The sequence below is a fragment of the Microcystis aeruginosa NIES-4325 genome (assembly GCF_008974145.1).
GTDB classification, from domain to species: domain Bacteria; phylum Cyanobacteriota; class Cyanobacteriia; order Cyanobacteriales; family Microcystaceae; genus Microcystis; species Microcystis aeruginosa_G.
This window is the reverse complement of the sequence record NZ_BJKP01000039.1, coordinates 1-17,863: the sequence shown is the minus strand read 5'-3', so window position 1 is coordinate 17,863 and position 17,863 is coordinate 1. Positions and strand designations below refer to the sequence as shown.

Annotated in this window: 16 protein-coding genes; 9 read left to right on the top strand and 7 right to left on the bottom strand. The window is 44.4% G+C overall.

Translation table 11 applies throughout. From position 1 onward, the window contains the following. Nucleotides 1–279 precede the first annotated feature (279 nt). On the top strand, nucleotides 280–702 hold the full coding sequence (locus MiAbW_RS16560; protein ID WP_151696997.1) for a SufE family protein: 423 nt from the start codon (nucleotides 280–282) through the stop codon (nucleotides 700–702). Between the two features lie 4 nt (nucleotides 703–706). Here the strand turns inward: MiAbW_RS16560 and MiAbW_RS16555 are convergent, their stop codons facing one another. Then, complete coding sequence (locus MiAbW_RS16555; RefSeq protein ID WP_149975670.1) at nucleotides 707–1,258, bottom strand: transcriptional repressor; 552 nt, start codon at nucleotides 1,256–1,258, stop codon at nucleotides 707–709. 106 nt (nucleotides 1,259–1,364) lie between these two features. Here MiAbW_RS16555 and MiAbW_RS16550 point away from each other — a divergent pair, with 106 nt between their 5' ends. Beyond that, entirely contained in the window at nucleotides 1,365–2,630 is a 1,266-nt protein-coding gene (locus MiAbW_RS16550) for a J domain-containing protein (protein ID WP_151696996.1), read from the top strand. On the opposite strand, the gene MiAbW_RS16545 is transcribed toward MiAbW_RS16550, so the two are convergent. Next, nucleotides 2,583–3,197: a molybdenum cofactor guanylyltransferase gene (locus MiAbW_RS16545; RefSeq protein WP_151696995.1), complete on the bottom strand. Its 615-nt coding sequence runs from the start codon at nucleotides 3,195–3,197 to the stop codon at nucleotides 2,583–2,585. The two genes, MiAbW_RS16550 and MiAbW_RS16545, sit on opposite strands and share 48 nt — an antisense overlap. A gap of 27 nt (nucleotides 3,198–3,224) precedes the next feature. On the opposite strand from MiAbW_RS16545, the gene MiAbW_RS16540 reads away from it, so the two are divergent. From MiAbW_RS16540 to MiAbW_RS16515, 6 genes are all read left to right on the top strand, one after another. Next, nucleotides 3,225–3,542, top strand: coding sequence for a hypothetical protein (locus MiAbW_RS16540; RefSeq protein ID WP_151696994.1), 318 nt, complete (start codon nucleotides 3,225–3,227; stop codon nucleotides 3,540–3,542). A 237-nt stretch (nucleotides 3,543–3,779) separates the two neighbouring features. Beyond that, nucleotides 3,780–4,919, top strand: coding sequence for a DegT/DnrJ/EryC1/StrS family aminotransferase (locus MiAbW_RS16535; RefSeq protein ID WP_151696993.1), 1,140 nt, complete (start codon nucleotides 3,780–3,782; stop codon nucleotides 4,917–4,919). Between the two features lie 37 nt (nucleotides 4,920–4,956). Next, nucleotides 4,957–5,862, top strand: a complete 906-nt coding sequence (gene crtB / locus MiAbW_RS16530; protein ID WP_151696992.1) for a cyanoexosortase B — start codon at nucleotides 4,957–4,959, stop codon at nucleotides 5,860–5,862. Then, a complete protein-coding gene (locus MiAbW_RS16525) occupies nucleotides 5,855–6,601 on the top strand; it encodes a cyanoexosortase B system-associated protein (protein ID WP_151696991.1) in 747 nt (248 codons plus the stop codon). Before crtB ends, MiAbW_RS16525 begins: the two co-directional genes overlap by 8 nt. A 157-nt stretch (nucleotides 6,602–6,758) precedes the next feature. Beyond that, on the top strand, nucleotides 6,759–7,973 hold the full coding sequence (locus MiAbW_RS16520; RefSeq protein WP_151697005.1) for a polysaccharide biosynthesis/export family protein: 1,215 nt from the start codon (nucleotides 6,759–6,761) through the stop codon (nucleotides 7,971–7,973). 117 nt (nucleotides 7,974–8,090) lie between these two features. After that, complete coding sequence (locus tag MiAbW_RS16515) at nucleotides 8,091–10,310, top strand: GumC family protein (protein WP_151696990.1); 2,220 nt, start codon at nucleotides 8,091–8,093, stop codon at nucleotides 10,308–10,310. A gap of 6 nt (nucleotides 10,311–10,316) precedes the next feature. Here MiAbW_RS16515 and MiAbW_RS16510 read toward each other — a convergent pair whose 3' ends face one another. The 5 genes from MiAbW_RS16510 to MiAbW_RS16490 all read right to left on the bottom strand — a co-directional run bounded on the left by MiAbW_RS16510 (nucleotide 10,317) and on the right by MiAbW_RS16490 (nucleotide 16,903). Next, a complete protein-coding gene (locus tag MiAbW_RS16510; protein ID WP_151696989.1) occupies nucleotides 10,317–11,765 on the bottom strand; it encodes a family 10 glycosylhydrolase in 1,449 nt (482 codons plus the stop codon). Between the two features lie 119 nt (nucleotides 11,766–11,884). Beyond that, nucleotides 11,885–12,775 (bottom strand): hypothetical protein, encoded by an 891-nt coding sequence (locus MiAbW_RS16505; RefSeq protein WP_151696988.1) that lies wholly within the window; start codon nucleotides 12,773–12,775, stop codon nucleotides 11,885–11,887. 86 nt (nucleotides 12,776–12,861) lie between these two features. Then, nucleotides 12,862–14,226: a DUF3370 domain-containing protein gene (locus MiAbW_RS16500; protein WP_151696987.1), complete on the bottom strand. Its 1,365-nt coding sequence runs from the start codon at nucleotides 14,224–14,226 to the stop codon at nucleotides 12,862–12,864. A 246-nt stretch (nucleotides 14,227–14,472) separates the two neighbouring features. Continuing rightward, nucleotides 14,473–14,922, bottom strand: coding sequence for a YlqD family protein (locus tag MiAbW_RS16495; RefSeq protein WP_002735919.1), 450 nt, complete (start codon nucleotides 14,920–14,922; stop codon nucleotides 14,473–14,475). A 61-nt stretch (nucleotides 14,923–14,983) separates the two neighbouring features. Next, complete coding sequence (locus tag MiAbW_RS16490; RefSeq protein WP_151696986.1) at nucleotides 14,984–16,903, bottom strand: long-chain fatty acid--CoA ligase; 1,920 nt, start codon at nucleotides 16,901–16,903, stop codon at nucleotides 14,984–14,986. A 424-nt stretch (nucleotides 16,904–17,327) separates the two neighbouring features. On the opposite strand from MiAbW_RS16490, the gene MiAbW_RS16485 reads away from it, so the two are divergent. Continuing rightward, a partial coding sequence (locus MiAbW_RS16485; protein ID WP_151696985.1) for a Uma2 family endonuclease occupies nucleotides 17,328–17,863 on the top strand: 536 nt, incomplete at its 3' end.

Here is a 17,863-nt window from a genome sequence, read left to right as displayed (position 1 = left end):
CAAGGCTTTCAAAATAGCTTGACATAAAAACCTGATTTAGGGGTTACAAAGGTGAGATGCTCCCATTCTTCGGAACTGGGAAGAAGGCGATTTTTATTGTAGGAAAGGTTAACCATAGCTCCTGCAAGCGTGGTGTTTGATTGATGCCAATTCTAGCAGATAGCCTCGCTGCGCTTTGACCAAGGCAGTCCTGGCAACGATAACCACAGCGATCAACTTCCGCGAGAATGCTAATATAAAAAAGCTATTGGCTAATTTTTTCCTATTTTAACTCGCAATATGCTCCCGTCTAATCTCGATCGCATCGTCGAACGCCTCAAACGTCGTACCGATCCTAAGCAAAAATACGAACAATTACTAGCTTTTGCTAAAAAACTAGAACCAATACCAGAATCTGCCAAAATACCCGCCAATAAAGTCCATGGCTGTGTATCCCAAGTTTATATCACTGCCGACATCGAAAATGGCCAAGTTTGGTACAAAGGGGATTCCGACGCGCAATTAGTCAAAGGTTTAGTTGCTTTGTTAATCGAGGGGTTAAATGGACTGACTCCCTCGGAAATCCTGCAAGTCACCCCGGATTTTATCGAAGAAACTGGTTTAAAAGTCAGTCTTACCCCTTCCCGCGCCAACGGATTTTATAATATTTTCCAATTAATGCAGAAAAAGGCTCTAGGTTTTCAGTTGGGAATGTCCGCTTAGATGTCTAGTTTTCTGGTTCCGGTTCCTTTGATTCGGGAATCTCGCAGTTTTGGAAACGAGTATCCACCAGCGAACGCGTACAGCTCCAATTACTGGGTATTCCCGACGGCCAACCCATCCGTAAAGCTTCCGGACAGATGGCCATCACCGTTAACTGACAGTCAATTAACTGAAAACCCTCTTTCTCACACTGTTTGAGACTGTGTTTGAGAATGGAATCATTGTTAAATTCGATGGTTTTATTACACTGAATACAGACCAAATGATGATGGTGGTGGGGATAGGGTTGATTGAGTTCGTAGTGTTTATGACCCTCGGCCAATTCCAACTCCCGCAAAATTCCCATCCGCGACATCAGTTTAACACTGCGGTAAATCGTCGATAAACTAATTCCTTCCCCCCGTTTGTCCAGTAATTCCTGCAATTCCTCAGCACTGAGATGATTGCCTTTCGGTAAATTCTGGAAAACGTGCAGAATTTTCTCTCGCTGGGGGGTTAAGCGCCACCCCCGCGCGTTGAGTTCCGCTTTCAGGGAGGAAGCAGTGTAGGCAGACATAAGCGATCGACTCTCAATAAAAGCTATTTAATTGACAATGATAGTCGTTTCGGCGAGCCATTGGCAACAATTTTAAGTAGTTGAAAATTCCCCCCCCCATTCAAGTATGAAAAATTACTATGAAATCCTCCAAATTCCCCGTAATGCCAGTCATAATCAGATAAAAGCCGCTTTTCGTCGTCTGGCCCGGCAATATCACCCCGATTATAATCCCCATGATCCAGAGGCCGTCAGAAAATTTCGGGAAATTGAACAAGCTTATCGGGTTTTGAGCGATAAAGGGCAAAGAAAAGAGTATGATTGCGGTTTATCCCCGGAAATACCCACTTTTAACCGCAGTGCCGAGGATTTTTATCAACAGGGATGGCACTACGCTCAAGAGAGAAATTATCAACTAGCGATCGCATTTTACCAGCAAGCGATCGCAATTAATCCGCAATTTTGGCAGGCCTATCTGCAACGGGCAGAAGTTTACTATCATAATCAGCAGGATCGGCAAGTTTTAAGCGATTGTCGGCAAGTTTTGCAGTTAAAACCCGATTGTTCCCAAGCTTACTATTACCTCGGTTTATCCCGTCAACGACTCGGTTACACCCAATCCTCCCTAGAAGCTTATGGAAAAGCGATCGCCATTAACCCAGATAACCCCCAATTCTATTATCAAAGAGGATTGGCTCTCGAGGAACTCTCGGAACTGTCGGCAGCACGAAAAGATTTCCAAATAGCGGCCAAGAAATTTAAGCAACAGGGAAATTTTCGCCGCTATTATGCCATTGAAAATAAATTAAGAGATGCTCAGAAAAGTTATCGACAAGGACCATCGATCCAGTGGTCAAAAACTCTTTTTATTGTTTTAAATTTGCTGAAAATTACTTTTTTATCTTTGCTCAAACCCAAGACAGGTATGGCAGAGGCTTTTTTAAAGTCCAATCGTAATCAGGCTTTGGCTACGGGGGTATTGGCAGCAATCATCAGCAGTTTTTTTATCGCTTTGACTTGGCAAAACTGGACAGTTAAATCTGAGTTTTGGCTGTTATTAGGCTGGGCAGTATTTCCTTTTATTATTCTGACTTTATCTAGTTGGTTGGGCAGAAAAATAAGTAATAAATATGGTAGTCTCACCGGCGATATATTTTTAGGTGGCTTGATAATTTTGCCCTTTTCCCTCGTCATTTTGCTCACCTCCTATTTATCCATAAATGGCGATATTATCGGCGCAATTATCGGTGTAACGGGCGGTTATCTAACCGGAATGCTCTACTATGGCTATCGCCATTTATCCAACATTCCTTGGTCGATCTCTTTACTTTTACTCCCTTTTGTGCTAGGTTTTCTCACGGTTAATATCTGGGGAGTTTATTATTATCTCTAAATCTTCTGGGGTATTACAGTTAAATAAAATCTCAGAATTATCGATGATTAATTCCTCCACCACAGCGACATTTAACCATTTTTGAAAAGAAGTTCCCCCTTGCTTAATATAACTCTGTAAAGATGCTAAACAACGACGATGATAAAAAGCACAGAGAGGCTCCCAACGATTGCCGCACCGAGGAACCAAAGCCATGGCATTTTCTGGTACAGTGGCTAATAATCTTGACCATTCTTGAATAATTGGGGGCGTTAGTAAAGGTAAATCGCAGGGGAGCAATAAAACCCAATCGGTTGGTACAAAAGTTAATGCCAAGGCAAAGGCCAATAAAGGCCCCCTAGTGGGGAGAGGTTCCTTGATTATCCGGCAGCATTGGGGAATGATAAGTTCATAACGTTCCGGCCAAGGCGTAATCACAGACACTTGTACGGCACAATCTTGGGCAATTAAACAGATATTCTCCAGAAAAGAGAGACCATGAAAAGATAACAATGCTTTATCTCGTCCCATACGAGAACTTTGACCCCCAGCCAGAATTAACGCCGTTAAAGCGGGAAAATCACTCATAATAACCAGTTCTATCGCAAAAATACCATGATTAATCACGACCCTTTTGGCGATCGCAAATTAGATCGCCTGCAATTAATGTTATATCTAATTCCCTTTCTAGGAGTGATTCCCTCCGCTTGGACATGGTACCGAGGGGAAGGAAAGGGAAAAGAACGGCAAATTAGTCGCTTATCCCTGAATTTAACGCTAGGATGGCTACTTTTTTACGCTTTCCTCTGGACTGGGGCTACTTTCAGCGACCAAACCTTGAGTTTTCGCTTTTTATACTGGAACGGTTTATTAACTTCTGCTTATATTCTCCTCTGCCTAGGAATTATCTTCAAAGTTTGGCGGCAAAAATAAATAGCTAGGCAGTCAACTTGATTCTTTTGGCCAAGTCAAGGGCAAATCCCCTGAATAGGAATCGGCTCTCTTGCTTTAGCCCGGTTAAATCCCAGAAGGATTAATGATAAACCACAGAGGCACAAAGGACACAGAGAAGAAGACAGAAAGGACAATAGAGCCGACAAATCTAGGCAAATTGCTGCAATCTATGCTATTCTCCTGATAATTAATAATATCTCCCTAAACAAGCACTAGATGAATTCCAATTTAATCAAAGTTCCCTTTGTGGATTTGACTTGGCAAAATCAGCCCCTACAAGCAAAAATTACCGAGGCCATCCAAACAGTTATCGACCAGGGAGATTTTGTTTTAGGCCAAGCTTTAGCCGAATTTGAAACCGCTTTCGCCCAAGCTTGCGGAGTCAAGTATGCGGTGGGAGTAGCTTCTGGCACTGCCGCTCTTGCCCTGGCCCTACAAGCTTACGGCATCGGTGCCGGGGATGAAGTGCTAGTCCCCGCTAATACCTTTGTCGCCACCCTCATGGGTGTTATACAAGCGGGAGCCAAACCGGTTTTAGTTGATTGTCACCTCGATACGGCCTTAATTGACCTAGCAGCGGCCGCCCAAAAAATTACCCCCAACACCCGCGCCATTCTACCCGTACACCTGTACGGACAGATGGTATCACCCCAACAATTAGAGGATTTTGCCCGCAGCTATAATCTGACTATCTTTGAAGATGCGGCCCAGGCCCATTTAGCCAGTAGAGAAGGTTATCGCGCTGGCAGTGTCGGTGTGGCGGCAGGGTTTAGTTTTTATCCCAGTAAAAATTTAGGAGCTTTTGGCAATGGCGGGATGTTAGTGAGCAATGATCCCGAAATTAGCCAAAAAGCCCGCAGTTTAAGAAATTATGGCGCACCGAGCAAGTATTTCCACACCGATATCGGCACTAATAGCCGTCTAGATAGCATACAAGCCGCCATTTTAAACGTTAAATTACCCCATCTGGAAGGCTGGAATCATGCACGTCAGCGAGCGGCAAGACAATATGATCAGCTTTTGGCTCCTTTAGCCGATAAGGGTATTTTACCCATAAGAGGCGAAACCGAGACCGGTCATGTCTATCATCTCTACGTTATTCGCATCCTCCCCCATTGTCCGGTTGATCGCCAACAACTACAAGAACAATTAACTGCCGTCGGTATTCAAACCGGCATTCATTATCCGATTCCTTGTCATCTGCAACCGGCCTATCGCTACCTGGGTTATCAACAGGGAGACTTTCCTAATTCAGAGATTCTCTGTGAAGAAATTGTCTCTCTCCCTATGTACCCCGGCATCCGCGAGGAGCAAATTGACATCGTTGTTGAACAGATCACTGCGATCATCGGCTAACATAAATTCAGAATTTGTCACTAAATCGCCCTGTCCTATGCGTATTAGTCCTTCCTTATCCCCCCTCTCCGACAAAAATCGGCAATCTTGGCTGATTATCGGTTTCTTGGCGGTTATCTATAGTCCGGTGATCTTTCACTGGTACGATGGTTGGCTGAATAAATCGATCAGCACGGAACACGAATACTTTAGCCACGGCTTGATTGGCCTTCCCTACGCTGCCTATATTGTCTGGCAGAATCGTAAAAAATGGCAACGCCTCGAAGATCGCTCCCACCCCCTCGGAGCGTTTTTGTTAACCCTAGGAGCGATTTTTTATTTCCTCGGTTCCTCTCTTTGGGTTAGTCTGTCTTTCCCGATTGTTTTAGCGGGAATCTGTCTCTGGCTAAAAGGAAGAGAAGGTTTTAAATTACAGGGATTTCCCCTACTTTTAACTGCTTTAGCGACTCCTAATCCCATCCCCTACCTGATCGCTCCCTATACCCTACCCCTACAGGTTTTTATTGCTGCTTGCGCTGGTTTTATTCTCCAGCAAGCGGGACTAGATGTCTCCGTTGACGGTATCTATGTGGCGGTAGAAGGTCGGATGGTGGAAGTCGCTCCCTACTGTGCAGGGCTGAAAATGTTATTTACCAGTCTTTACGTCACCCTCATGCTGCTCCATTGGAATAATACCATCGAAAACGGTCGTAAAACCTGCTTTATGCTCCTCAGTGCCTTTGGAATTAGTGTTGGGGCTAATATCATTCGTAACGCGCTTTTAGCTTGGTTTCACGGCACAGGACAAGAGGAAAACTTTAAATTACTCCACGATAGCTGGGGGGGTGATTTATACTCCGTCTTGATGTTATTACTCATCGTTTTGGTCTTCCAAATCATGCAGTATCGGGAAGCGGTCAAGAAACAGTCCCTAGCTCAACAGGAAGGCAACCAGAATGATTAGTCAAAAAATTCCGGCCGAGGTAAGTTTAGTGTTAGATAAAGTCAAAAAAAAGCTACCGGGTAATTATTTACTGCTGTTGTGCTTACTGCTGGTCTTGATTTTAGGCGGTATCTTGCCCAATTTAATTTCTGGCCAGTGGTCTTGGGTGGATCAACCGAGAATCCGTAATATTCAGAAAATGTCGGCCTTACAAAAATCGGGAATCGAGTTGTCTGACCTGAAAACGATCAACCAGAGCCAAGAACAAATCGGTGAGGGAAAATGGTCGGTACAGGTGGTGGAAAGTTCCGATGGCAAGAGGATCACTGTGCTTTTAAAGCCACAGGTTTACTATAAAAATCAACCAGCAGTAGAATGGTCAGATATCAATTCGATTAGTCGTTGGAATCAGGGGGAAACAACCGAACTATCAATTCCCACCCAGTCGGGGGGAAAGGCCACAGCTCGATTCTATCGTGCCTGGAAACAAAACACTTTTGCCGTGGTGCAGTGGTATGCTTGGCTAGGTGGTGGTCATTACGATCCCTCTGTGTGGTATTGGCTTGACCAATGGGCGCAATTAAAAAGACAAAGATTACCGTGGATAGCCGTTTCCTTGTTTATTCCTTTAGAACCGACGAAAAAACTGCAAACTCTCACTCCCTTTGCTCTCAGTGTCGCCGGGGAAGTTCAACATAACTTAGAACAAAATGTCTTAAGTCAATTAACTTCTGTTCCTCAGACCAAAAAAGAAAAGTAATTTGGCTGCTCGTAACCATCTGTTTGAAAAAAACTAGCTCAAGGCACTTTTCTCGCCCCTAATAGCTTCTTTGTGCCTCCCCCACTAGATAAACTCCCAGAAAATAAATTATCATCGTCAGAACCCAAAATATTGATAGATCTGTATGATTCCACCAATGCTCAACAAGTTTTTGCCAGTTAGTTTATTCAGAACTAGGTCTATAGTCTTATCAGGGTTGAGTCTGACAGGGTTCTTATGGGTAATGCAATCTGAAGGCCTCAAGGCCCAGGGTCCTTTGTCCATACCCCAGACTCAACCGGGAGCCGGGTTAGAATTTTTGCCCCCCCAGCCGCCTAATCCTACCTTTCCTGAAAACACGATTCCCCCCACTGGCTACAGTCCACCAGTTTACTCTCCCAATAACTCCCAGTCCCGACAAATTCAGGCCTATCGGCTCGATATCGGCGATCAAATTAGTGTCTCGGTTCCCGATTTTCCCGAATTTAACTCCGCAGGTACGGTGGATCCCGATGGTAATTTTTTGGTGCCGATTTTAGGGCGTATTCCCGTGCTGGGCTTGACTTTAGACGAAGTGGAAACTAAAATCCGCCTCGAATTGGGGCGAAAATACCTGCGGGAGGAACCAGAAGTCATTGCGGTTTTAACCGCTGCCCGTCCCGTCCAGTTAACGATTCTGGGAGAGGTACAGCGACCGGGGTTTTATAGTGTTGCGCCTAATACTCCCCTAGCGCAGGTGCTTTTGGCGGCGGGTGGTGGCACTCCCAGAGCCGATCTGCGTTCGATCGTTGTCCGTCGGGTTTTAGTTGATGGTACAGTATTGGAAGAGAAACTTGACCTTTATACTCCCTTAGTTAAAGGGGACCGCTTGCCAGATCTGCGTCTGCAAGGGGGCGATGCTGTGATTGTTTCTAAGTTAGAAGCGGGGCAAGAAACGGGATATAATCGCACCCTAGTGGCTAAAACCACCCTCACCCAGCAGAGTATCACGATCAGGGTTTTAGCTCCCTTACTTCCTTCGGGAATTGCCCTGAGAAATGTTTCGATTCCTAATGGCAGTACCTTCCTCGATGTGGTGGCTAGTTTACCGGTTTCCGATCGCTTGCGGATTAATGTCAATGAAGTGTCCCTGCTACGTTTTGATAGTGCCAAAGGGGGAATTGTTAGTCAAACTTTGAGTCCGATAGCGGCAGTTAGGGGGGATATATCTCAAAATGTTCCCTTAGAAGATCAAGACGTAATTGTTGTCAGCCGCACTGTATTAGGGAAAATTTTCGCCGCTTTTAATATCATTACTCAACCCGTCCGGGATATTACCAGTTTTACCAATACAATTCTCAACATTAGCAATCAATTCGATAACTTCCAATAATTGAGGGGCAACTCGCTCCTCTCACTCCTTAACACAACTTCATAAGCTAGGGTTTCAAGGCCGAGAATAACTCTTGACCGCTAAAATGTAAAGAATCTGGGAATATATTAAAAAGCTATGGCTCTACCAATTGTCGAACGATTTCTCATCTCGCTAGATCAGAACAAATTTGTGGGGATATTCGCATTCTTCGTCTGTTTAGGCGGTTCTGTGATCTTTGCTCTTCTACCTGATCCTGAGAAACCCCCCACCTTTTATCGTGCCGTGGGACAATTAGCCTACCGGGTGCCGCCGCCAGCTTTTACCAGTACAGGAACCCAACTGCAACAAGCGGGACGAACCATCGATCGCGATTTACTGCTGTCTCCCCGGGTGTTGATTAATGCCGCCGAAAAACTGCAACTTAATCAAGAACAGATCATTAAAATTCGCGATCGAGATTTACAAATCACCTTCCCCGGTGAAGGGCCGGAACAACAAAATAATCGCAATCGGTCTGGAGCAACCGACCAACCCCAAGAGGTACTTTTAGAGTTAACGTCCGAATCCAAACCCAGGGCGGAGTTAATTCTCGAAACCTTGATGAAGGAAATGGTGGAATACAGTCGCTGGCTGAATACTTCCCAGTTACGCGCCCGCGTAGAAGCTCTCAGTGTCCGACTTAACGAAGTCCAAACAGATTTAACCAGAGCCGAAGAAAAGTTTTATCGCTACATTAGTACCCAGGGGTCAGATTTATTGGCGATTCAAGATGGGAGTTTATTCGCCGCTATCACTGGCAGTCAACAGCAACAGCGAGAAATTCGCCTACAACTGCAGGGCATTCAAGGACAAATTAATAGTCTGAGTAAACAACTCGATTTAACCCCCGCTCAAGCTTACACCTCCTCGGCCCTTAGTGCCGACCCGATTATTGCCAGTATCCGATCCCAGATATTGGGCACGGAAACCCAATTGGAGCGACTAGAGAAGGATTTACGTCCCGAACATCCCACCGTCGTTAAATTACGCAAAGAACAGCAAGTTAACGAATCTCTCTTACAAAAAAGAGCCGCCGAGGTAATCGGAAAAGATGGCATCCTGACTGATCTTCCCAGCAGTCGCATCCGTCAGCAGAGTAATCTCGATGTCATCCGTCAACAACTAGCGGCGCAATTAGTCACCCTGCAAACCCAGCGTGAGGGTTTAATGAAACAATTAGAATCCTTAGTGACTCAGGAAAAGCAATTACGCTCCCAATACGAGAAATTTCCCGATAAACAGCTACAGCAAGCTCGTTTAACCCAGGCCGTCGCCTTTCAACGGGGTATCTACGAGAATATTCTCAATGCTCTGGTGGATGCTCAGGCCGCAGAAGCGGAAACCGTAGGTAGTCTCACCATCGCCCAACCGCCAGTTGCTCAAGTGATCGAACAGGTGTATAACCGCAAAAATCGTCTCTTGATTCTCTTGGCGGGGGCTGGATTGGGTACGTTAGCTGGATTGGGTACGATCATCCTGTTGGCAGCGATCGACGATCGCCTGCACACTACCCAAGAATTGCGGGAAGCTTTGGTCGGTCGGGATATCCTGCTCTTGGGACAATTGCCAATTATCCGCAATTTAGAGGGCGAGGAAATCGAGCCGATTCTCGCCGATGCTAATGCCAATTATCTCCCCTACTACGAACGTTTACGTAGTACCCTGCGACGTATTGGCGGCGGTGAAAAGGTGAAAGTGGTTATTGTCACCAGTATTACTGGCGGAGAGGGTAAAACCGCCACCGCCTATAATCTGGCGATCGCAGCTGGTTTGGCGGGCCGACGGACTCTGTTAATAGAAGGAGATCTGAGAAATCCTTCTAAGGCCGAAGAAATCGGAATCACTCCCGATCCTAATTCTTTCGAAGAACCCCTACTTTACTACGGGGCAAAAAGTAAATCGATCCGGCTGGCCTCAAATATTGAAAACCTTTCCATTTTGCCTAGTCCCGGTCCGCACAAACAGGCGGCAGCTCTGATTGAATCGAGTGAATTACAATTAATTCTCAAGGATTCTCGCGGCCGTTTCGATCTAGTGATTGTTGATACGCCCTCTCTGTCTAGCTGTAATGATGCGCTTCTCTTAGAGGAACTAGCGGACGGGATTATTCTGGTAACGCGCCCGGGTATAACTCGTTCTAGTCTCTTGAGTGAAGCAATTGACCAGTTAACAGAAGCGGAAGTGAAAATTTTAGGGGCGGTAATTAACTACGTCGATATTACACCGACTCCCAACACCGCCCAACCAGTGCCCCCTGTGATAGTTCCCCCGCCAGAGGAAAAAACAAAGACAGAGGAAGTTAAAGTGGAGGTGTAAATGGGGTTATATTTGACAAAATCTTCTGGCTCGATCGAATTGTGGTTCTTGCCAAGAAAAAGCGAAATGACTGATACTATCGATGGTGGGAAAAGCTATGCGAATCGCTTCCATTTGCACTTCTAAGGAGGGACGATTGTTATAGGTTTGTCCCCATAAACCGGCTAAAGCTGGGATAACGGGAGTTTGATTTCCCCTGCTTTCCACTACTCTTTTGATCTGATTCACTACACAGGTACTATCATTACAATTAGCGTAGGACATGGGATGCCATTCTAGGGAAGCGGGAAAACTATCCCAAGCTTGTAAACGGGAATCAAAACCTTGATTACCCACAAGACGATTGCCATCGGGAAAAAACACCGCCCCAGAGGGAATTCCCTGACGTTCCACTAGGGCAGAAAAATAACTAATATAATCAATGACACCCTGGGCAGCATGGGCAACCGCTAGGAACCAAAGTTCTAATTTGAGGCGATCAAAACGACTTTGAACTGATTGTTTCGTCTCTTCCTCTAAAGGTATTCTTCCTTGCCAAAGAGGGGCAGTTTCTTGGGGATAAAGACGATCAGCTTCGACTATATCATTAGGGGAAATTTGGCCACGAGTCAGATAGCGATCGATTAAAAATTTGCCCTTATTATTCAATCCTCGATTAATTAAAGCTTGTCGGGATGCCGGACTAAAAATCCATAAATCTTGGACATTATCAGCCACGGAATCGACTCCGGTTCCTCTGGGATAGCGAATATAATCAAATAAAACTCCATCGGGACGACGTTGTAAAATGGCTTCTAGGAGAATTAAATAATCCTGTCGCGCTTGATTACTGTAGGGATCGACAAAAGTTTGGGATCGATCATCGACAAAAGATGTGCTATCCTGTCCTTTACCATTGCGTGCTAACACCTCCTGTCGATCGAGTTTTAAGCTATAAGCATAGCCAAAATTGAGGCTAAATAACCAAGCATAAACCTTTAAGCCGCGTTTATGTCCCTGTTTGATCGCTTCTGCTAATAAATCGACATTTCCGGCACTGGGATTTTTAATGACGCTATCCCAAACGGTAGGATTATTATTAGGAGGTAACAAGACTTGACCATCGGCAAAAACTTCCAGATAAACTGTATTATAACCTTTAGCCACGATGCGATCGAGGATGCTTTCGATCGATCCGGGGCGGGTATCACAGGAGTAGAGACGTAACCAGATCGCCTGTTCCTGTAACCAGTGTCGGGAACGACAAAAGCGCAATTGTTCAGCATATTTCTGTACTAAAATGTTATATTCTTGGGGGGAAGTTTGACGGAGATTTTCTTGTTGTTGAATTTCTGATTCGGACAATTGACAATTATCATTGACAGCGAGGCTAGGGTTAATCCCTAGAGGACTACTCCAGAGGATTGTAGCGAGGAAACAAGATAGCGATCGCAGAAAATTAACTTTCTTTAACATAGTTGTTCACACTAAATCCGTTGAGTATAGGCTACTTATGAGAACAGGTAACAGGCAACAGGCAAAAGGGTGAATAAATAATCAGTTTTTAATAACCAGATTTAGTATCACAGCGTTTGCTATTTCTTATTGTTGGCATTTTCAGATAAATAGCCATTTTTCAGGAGAAAAGCTCTTAGGGCGGTGGGAAAGTCTGGATATTTGCCGATCACTGTACTTTCGCCATAGATATCTAGTCCCCAATCGGAGTTTTTATCATAATTAGCGAGGAGAAATTGCCAAGCTTCTTCCTCTTCTCCTAGGAGAATTTTCTGGGCCACATAACCTGCCAAAATGCCATTAACTTCGGCTTTTTCTTTTTTAGCTAACTGAAAAGCTTTCAACATTGCTGCTAAAGTTTTCCTTACTTCTTGGCGATATTTTCTGGTGACATCTGATAATTTACCCTGTTGAAAAGTATAAATTCTCGAGGGAGGAAAAGAGGCAGCATAGGAACTAAAAGCATATAAAAAAGCATTATCAACGGTGACAAATTCATAATTATTATCTCCATCTAAATCTTCAAAAGAACCACCACTACCATCTAAAAACCCCGTTTCTTCTCTAATAAATCTATCTTTTTGCCAAGTATAAATTATCAAAGATGTGCAGCAATGAGCACCGCCGCTATAGGTGGAGACGATAATCTCATCGATGCCATTATTATCTAAATCTCTTAATTCGACATAGCCAGATCCAAAGGCACTATAACCGCTATTTTCCTGATAAATTTGCTCGTTATAAAAAATTTGATAAGAAACATTATTAATCTCAGAATTGTCATCAACTCTCTCGTTTAGGTCGATAGGTTTATAGCTAACTTGTACCTTAATTTTCCCCGATTTAATCACTTGATTTCTTAGGGGTTGACTGGTATCAAAATCGAGTTTAGTCAGAGCTAAACTTGCAGCTGTACTGCACAAAAATTGAGATAATAAGCAGAAAATAAAGCAAGTTTTGCTAATATTCATCGGCTGATTCCCAGAGAGAGATTAATATCAGTGTATCTTAGTTGTTCCTTCCGACAATCAGCCGTTAACTTTTCGAGAAACCCCATCTATTCCAAAGTTTTAACGCTCAAAACCTGGGGGGGGGTGGCATCGGGGGGATAGAGAAAATCGAGATTAACGTCGCGTCGGGCGCCGGGGGGAAGTTCCACCTGTACTAAAGCTTCTCCCTGTTGTCCTTCCCGTTGAACCAGATGGAAAAAACGTTCCTCGGTGCGTCCCATTGCGTTACGATAGGTAACGCGCACTGCACCCCGGAAAAATACCGGTCCCTGGACGGGTTCAACAAACAGCAAGCGATCGAGATAATTATCTTCTTTAATTGGGGTTTGAATACTCAAAGCCACCACCTGCGTCTTGCTACTGTTGTTATATAGAGGTAAAGTCAGATAGTAGTGAACACCGTAATTACCGTGGGCTTTGAAAGCCGTATCGGGATAACGCACTAACATGGGGGCGCTTTGAATTTGTCTGGTTCCGAAAGTAGCTGCTGTCACCGTACTTAAAGGATAGGCAAAAGCTTGACCGGGTTGAGGAATGGTGAGATTAATTCCCCCTTTGGGATCGACAATGCGGGTTGCCCATTCCGAACCGACAGAAATTCCAGCCACGCGACCATAAAAATTTCTTCTGCCGGGAGACCATTGATCGGGGGGAGTGGGGGGAAAATCGCGAGGGGCGGCTAAATCACCTCTAACTAATAGGGTACGCCATTCCTCTAGGGTAGGGGGACGAAAGCTTTCTATTTCCCGATCTTCGATATTGACTTTTTGGGGAACTTCGTAGAGGGCTAAATTGGCCATATAGACCGGTCCATCGCTGTAGAGACGGAGGAGGGTCGATCGGGCGCTACTTCTGGGGATAACTAGATCGAAGAGCATCCGACTTTGACCTGGGGGAATGACGATCTGGGTGGGAAATTGGGTATCATGGCGACGACGCATGATATCGCTGGCTAAACGGGAACCGGGGCCGGAAAAAACCCGGCCATTGGGATCTTCCACCAGAGAGGGTAAATCGACAAAAGGGGCATCGGCGGAGGTGACGTAACTGACTCCTTGCAGGATGCGGATAACGAGGTTTCTGGAGGTGGGATTAGTAACGATCAGTCCTTGGTGTAGGTCGCGATTGGGATCGGTTTGACGGGCGATGTGGTGGGTGAAAACGTCAAAACGTCCTTGTAGGGGATGATTGAGATGGGCTATGGGATAACGTTTTCCTTTGCCTGGGAAAGTGGAGAGGAGAATTCCCTCTTTTTCTACGACTTCGGGACTATTGCTATTAAAAACCAGCACATCATTCAGTTGACCAGGCAACTGACGCACTTCTTGATATTGGGTGACTAATTTCCTCTCTATCTGGGGCAAGACCGAGGCGGACTGAGCTAAAAGAATAGTGGGTAAGAAGGAAAGCATAGAGATTCTATATCTATAGGATCTAATTCAGGGTGAGTCGATGGAGAGATGAAGTTATACGACAATATAGGTGAGTGTGTCCGGGCGATCGATAAAGAATCTTAATATATTTTTAAGGTCTGATCAAGTCCTGTCAGAGGTGATGTGAGCTAGGGGCGGTTTTCTCGGTTAGCAAGGGAGAAAACCCCTGCTATTGCCGATTTTAAAGGTTAAGTTGACAGCGACGGGTAAATGCTCACCCTAGCTTTAAATTTCGCCGCGAATTTCTTCGACGATGCCATCTCTAAGGACGAGTTCCACATTCATTTTTGCCACTAAGTTATCGCCTTTTTCGACGCGGAAAAAGCTTTCTAGTTGTGCTTGGGCGACTTCTTGATTGAGTTCCAATAGTTGTACCTGTTGCAATTGTTGCAGATACTGGTTTTTTTGTTCGAGAAACTCACTTTTCTGTTGATTGACTTGGATTTGAATATTATCAATCTGTTGGGCAGCCGCGGGGGGTAAGGGGATCAGACTCTGACGCTGAATTTCTGCGATCGCTCTTTGTCCTTGGGTTTCTAATTGTTGAATTTGTGCGTCAATTTGAACCATTTGTGCTTGTAATTGCTGTTGTGCTTCTTCTTTCCAGCGGGGGGTTACGATGACTTTAATTGTCACCGGGCGCTTCAGTAATAAACTGGTTTGTGCGTCATCCATGATTTGGTTATCCTAAAAAGGTCTTTTTGTCAAGGGGTTAAAGAATATTTGCCAGAAATATTTACTTGGCAAACATCTCGTTAATCATATCGCGATAGCGTTGCGTTACTACCGGCCGTTTAATCTTTAAAGTTTGGGTCATCATGCCGTTTTCTAGGGAAAAAGGCTCTAAAATTAACTCAAAGGTTTTAATCTGGTCATCGGCACGATAACCGGGCCGATTTCTGACCTCGCGCTTTAATTCTTGTTGGTAAAGAGCCAAGACTTTTTTGCTGTAGAGATCGCTAGAAAGAATCGTAGAGCGATCGCTGTGAAGATCGGGTAAATTTAAGGATAGTTTCTGTTCTTGGGCCCAATTGGCCAGTATATCAAGATTAGGCACGATCAAAGCCCCCAAAGCTTTTTGATCCTGTCCCACTAGCATAATTTGGGAGATAAAGGGACTGCGTAAACAAGCATCTTCAATCGGTTGGGGTTCGATATTTTCACCATTGCTCAAAACAATTGTATCTTTGGCCCGTCCAGTTAAGACTAAATCTCCGGCAGCAGTTAACCAACCAATATCACCACTATCAAACCAACCATCGGGAGAAATCGCTTTTTCGGTTGCTTCGGGTTTTTTATAGTATCCCTGCATCACCTGCGGACCACGAATCAAGACTAAACCGTGTTTTTCTGTCGGTAAGACTTCTTTGCTGTGTAAATCGACAATACAGATTTCTGTCTGAAAGACGGGACGACCGGCAGACCCGCGCAGGTTATGATCGATACGACGGACGGTAGCCACGGGAGAAGTTTCTGTCAGTCCATAACCAACTAAAATCGGGATTCCCGCAATCTCATAGAAAGTATCTAGATGTCTGGCTAAGGAACCACCGCCACTAACCAAGATTTTAACTTTATTTCCCACTGCTTGGCGAATTTTGCCATAAACTAGCTTATCACCGATGGCATGGAGGGGATAGAGTAAGAGGGATTGAATTCTTGCTTTTAGTCTTTCTCCGGGGGAAGCGTGAAGGTGATCTAGACTGAGATTATCAGCGATACGTTTAGCAATAACGTACTTTTCCGACTTTTCTAGCAAAAATTGCACTAATTTCTGTTTTGTGGCCGATTGTTCGCTAAATTGTTTTTGGATACCCTCGTAAAGAGATTCCCAAAGACGGGGAACTCCCACCATTAATTGCGGACTAAATTGCTTTAAATCCTGCTTAAAAGTGCGAATACTGGTATAAATCTGGGTGCAACCTTGAGCTAGACTGAAATACTCACAACTGCGCTCGTAGGAATGCCATGAAGGTAGTATGCTTAAAACTCGATCACCGGGGTCCGGTTGAAAGATAGCATTTAAGTTGCGTACCTGATGCAGCAGATTACCGTGACTTAACATCACCCCTTTGGGTTGTCCCGTCGTTCCCGATGTGTAGATGAGGGTAGCCAGATCATTTTCGCTCTTGGTGATGGGTTTAAGGGTGTTCTCAGCCCCGATCGCCATTAGTTGCTTGAAATTTAAGGTCTGCACGGAAATCGCCCCAGTAGCGGGGTCTTCGTCGGTGAGCAGCACGATTAATTTTAGTGGCAATTCAGGGATTTTCGCCAGCAATTTGCCTAAAGTTTTGTTATTTTCGACAATCAGCGTCTGACTGTCACTATCGGCCAGAATATAGGCTAATTCCTCTGCATCTGCTTGAGCAGATCGTACCGCATTGGCGGCCCCGGCTGCCATGGAACCTTGGTCGGCAATAAACCACCGGGGACTATTATCGGCAAATAAAGCGACATTTTCGGTTTCTGTGACTCCTAATGCTTGTAAAGCGGCGGCAAATTGCTGAATTTGTTGATAAAGTTCCCGATAGGTGAGAATTACTTCCGGTTTACTGTGGGGATCGTGCAGGGCGATAATATCGGGGAAACGCTGGGCAACTATTGACCAAACTTCGGGTAAAGATTGAATATTTGAATAGTCAATTAGGGTTGTCATAGCAGTAGTTATAGAGGATTACAAGGGTAATAGGATATAGATTAACCATTCTAGGCTCTTTCTGCTGGTTCTCCTAGACAGTATTTCAACAGGTATCTAGTCCTGTAAAGTTAATTTCCTAGTCGAGACTCGGAGATTGGAGACTTTTCGTTTATCAGTGAACAGTAATCAGGGAATGTTACTGTTACTTAATACTGCGGCTCTTCTCGACTTTGTGTGATAATTTTTGCTTATGAAATCATAAAATGTTTACTGGGAAACACTTTTAGGACTATTTTGTTAAATAAACTATCAGTATAGACCTCGTTTCCACACAGAAACCAGAAGAGCCATACTGCTTACTGATTACGGAAAAGGCTGACAGCTTAGATGTATAATTAATTTTGCTTAGGTACCTAATATAGTTGTGATTAGTAAAAAAACGATGATTGCTTTATCTAACCATAATAATCTCACTCCAGAAGAATATCTTCAGTTTGAAGAAAAAAGTCCCATTAAACATGAATATATCGATGGACAAGTTTACGCCATGGCAGGAACGACGGATACTCATAATATTGTTTCAGGGAATATATACACAATTATTCGTAATCATTTGCGGGGTTCTGATTGTCGGGTTTATTTTGCCGATGTAAAAGTCAGATTAGAGAAACGCAATCACTTTTATTATCCTGATATTATCGTCACCTGCGATGACAGAGATAGGGAAACTGCTACCTACAAACGTTTTCCTAAATTAATTATTGAAGTTCTCTCCGATTCCACAGAAGCTTTTGACAGAGGGGATAAATTTAATGATTATCAAACTCTGGAAAGTTTAGAGGAATATGTCCTAGTCAATAGTAAACACCAACGAGTAGAAACTTTTCGACGGGGTGAACAGGGTTTATGGATTCTGCAAACCTATCAGGAAGAAAGTTTTAGTTTGCAGAGTATTAATCTGACGGCATCTTTTCGGGA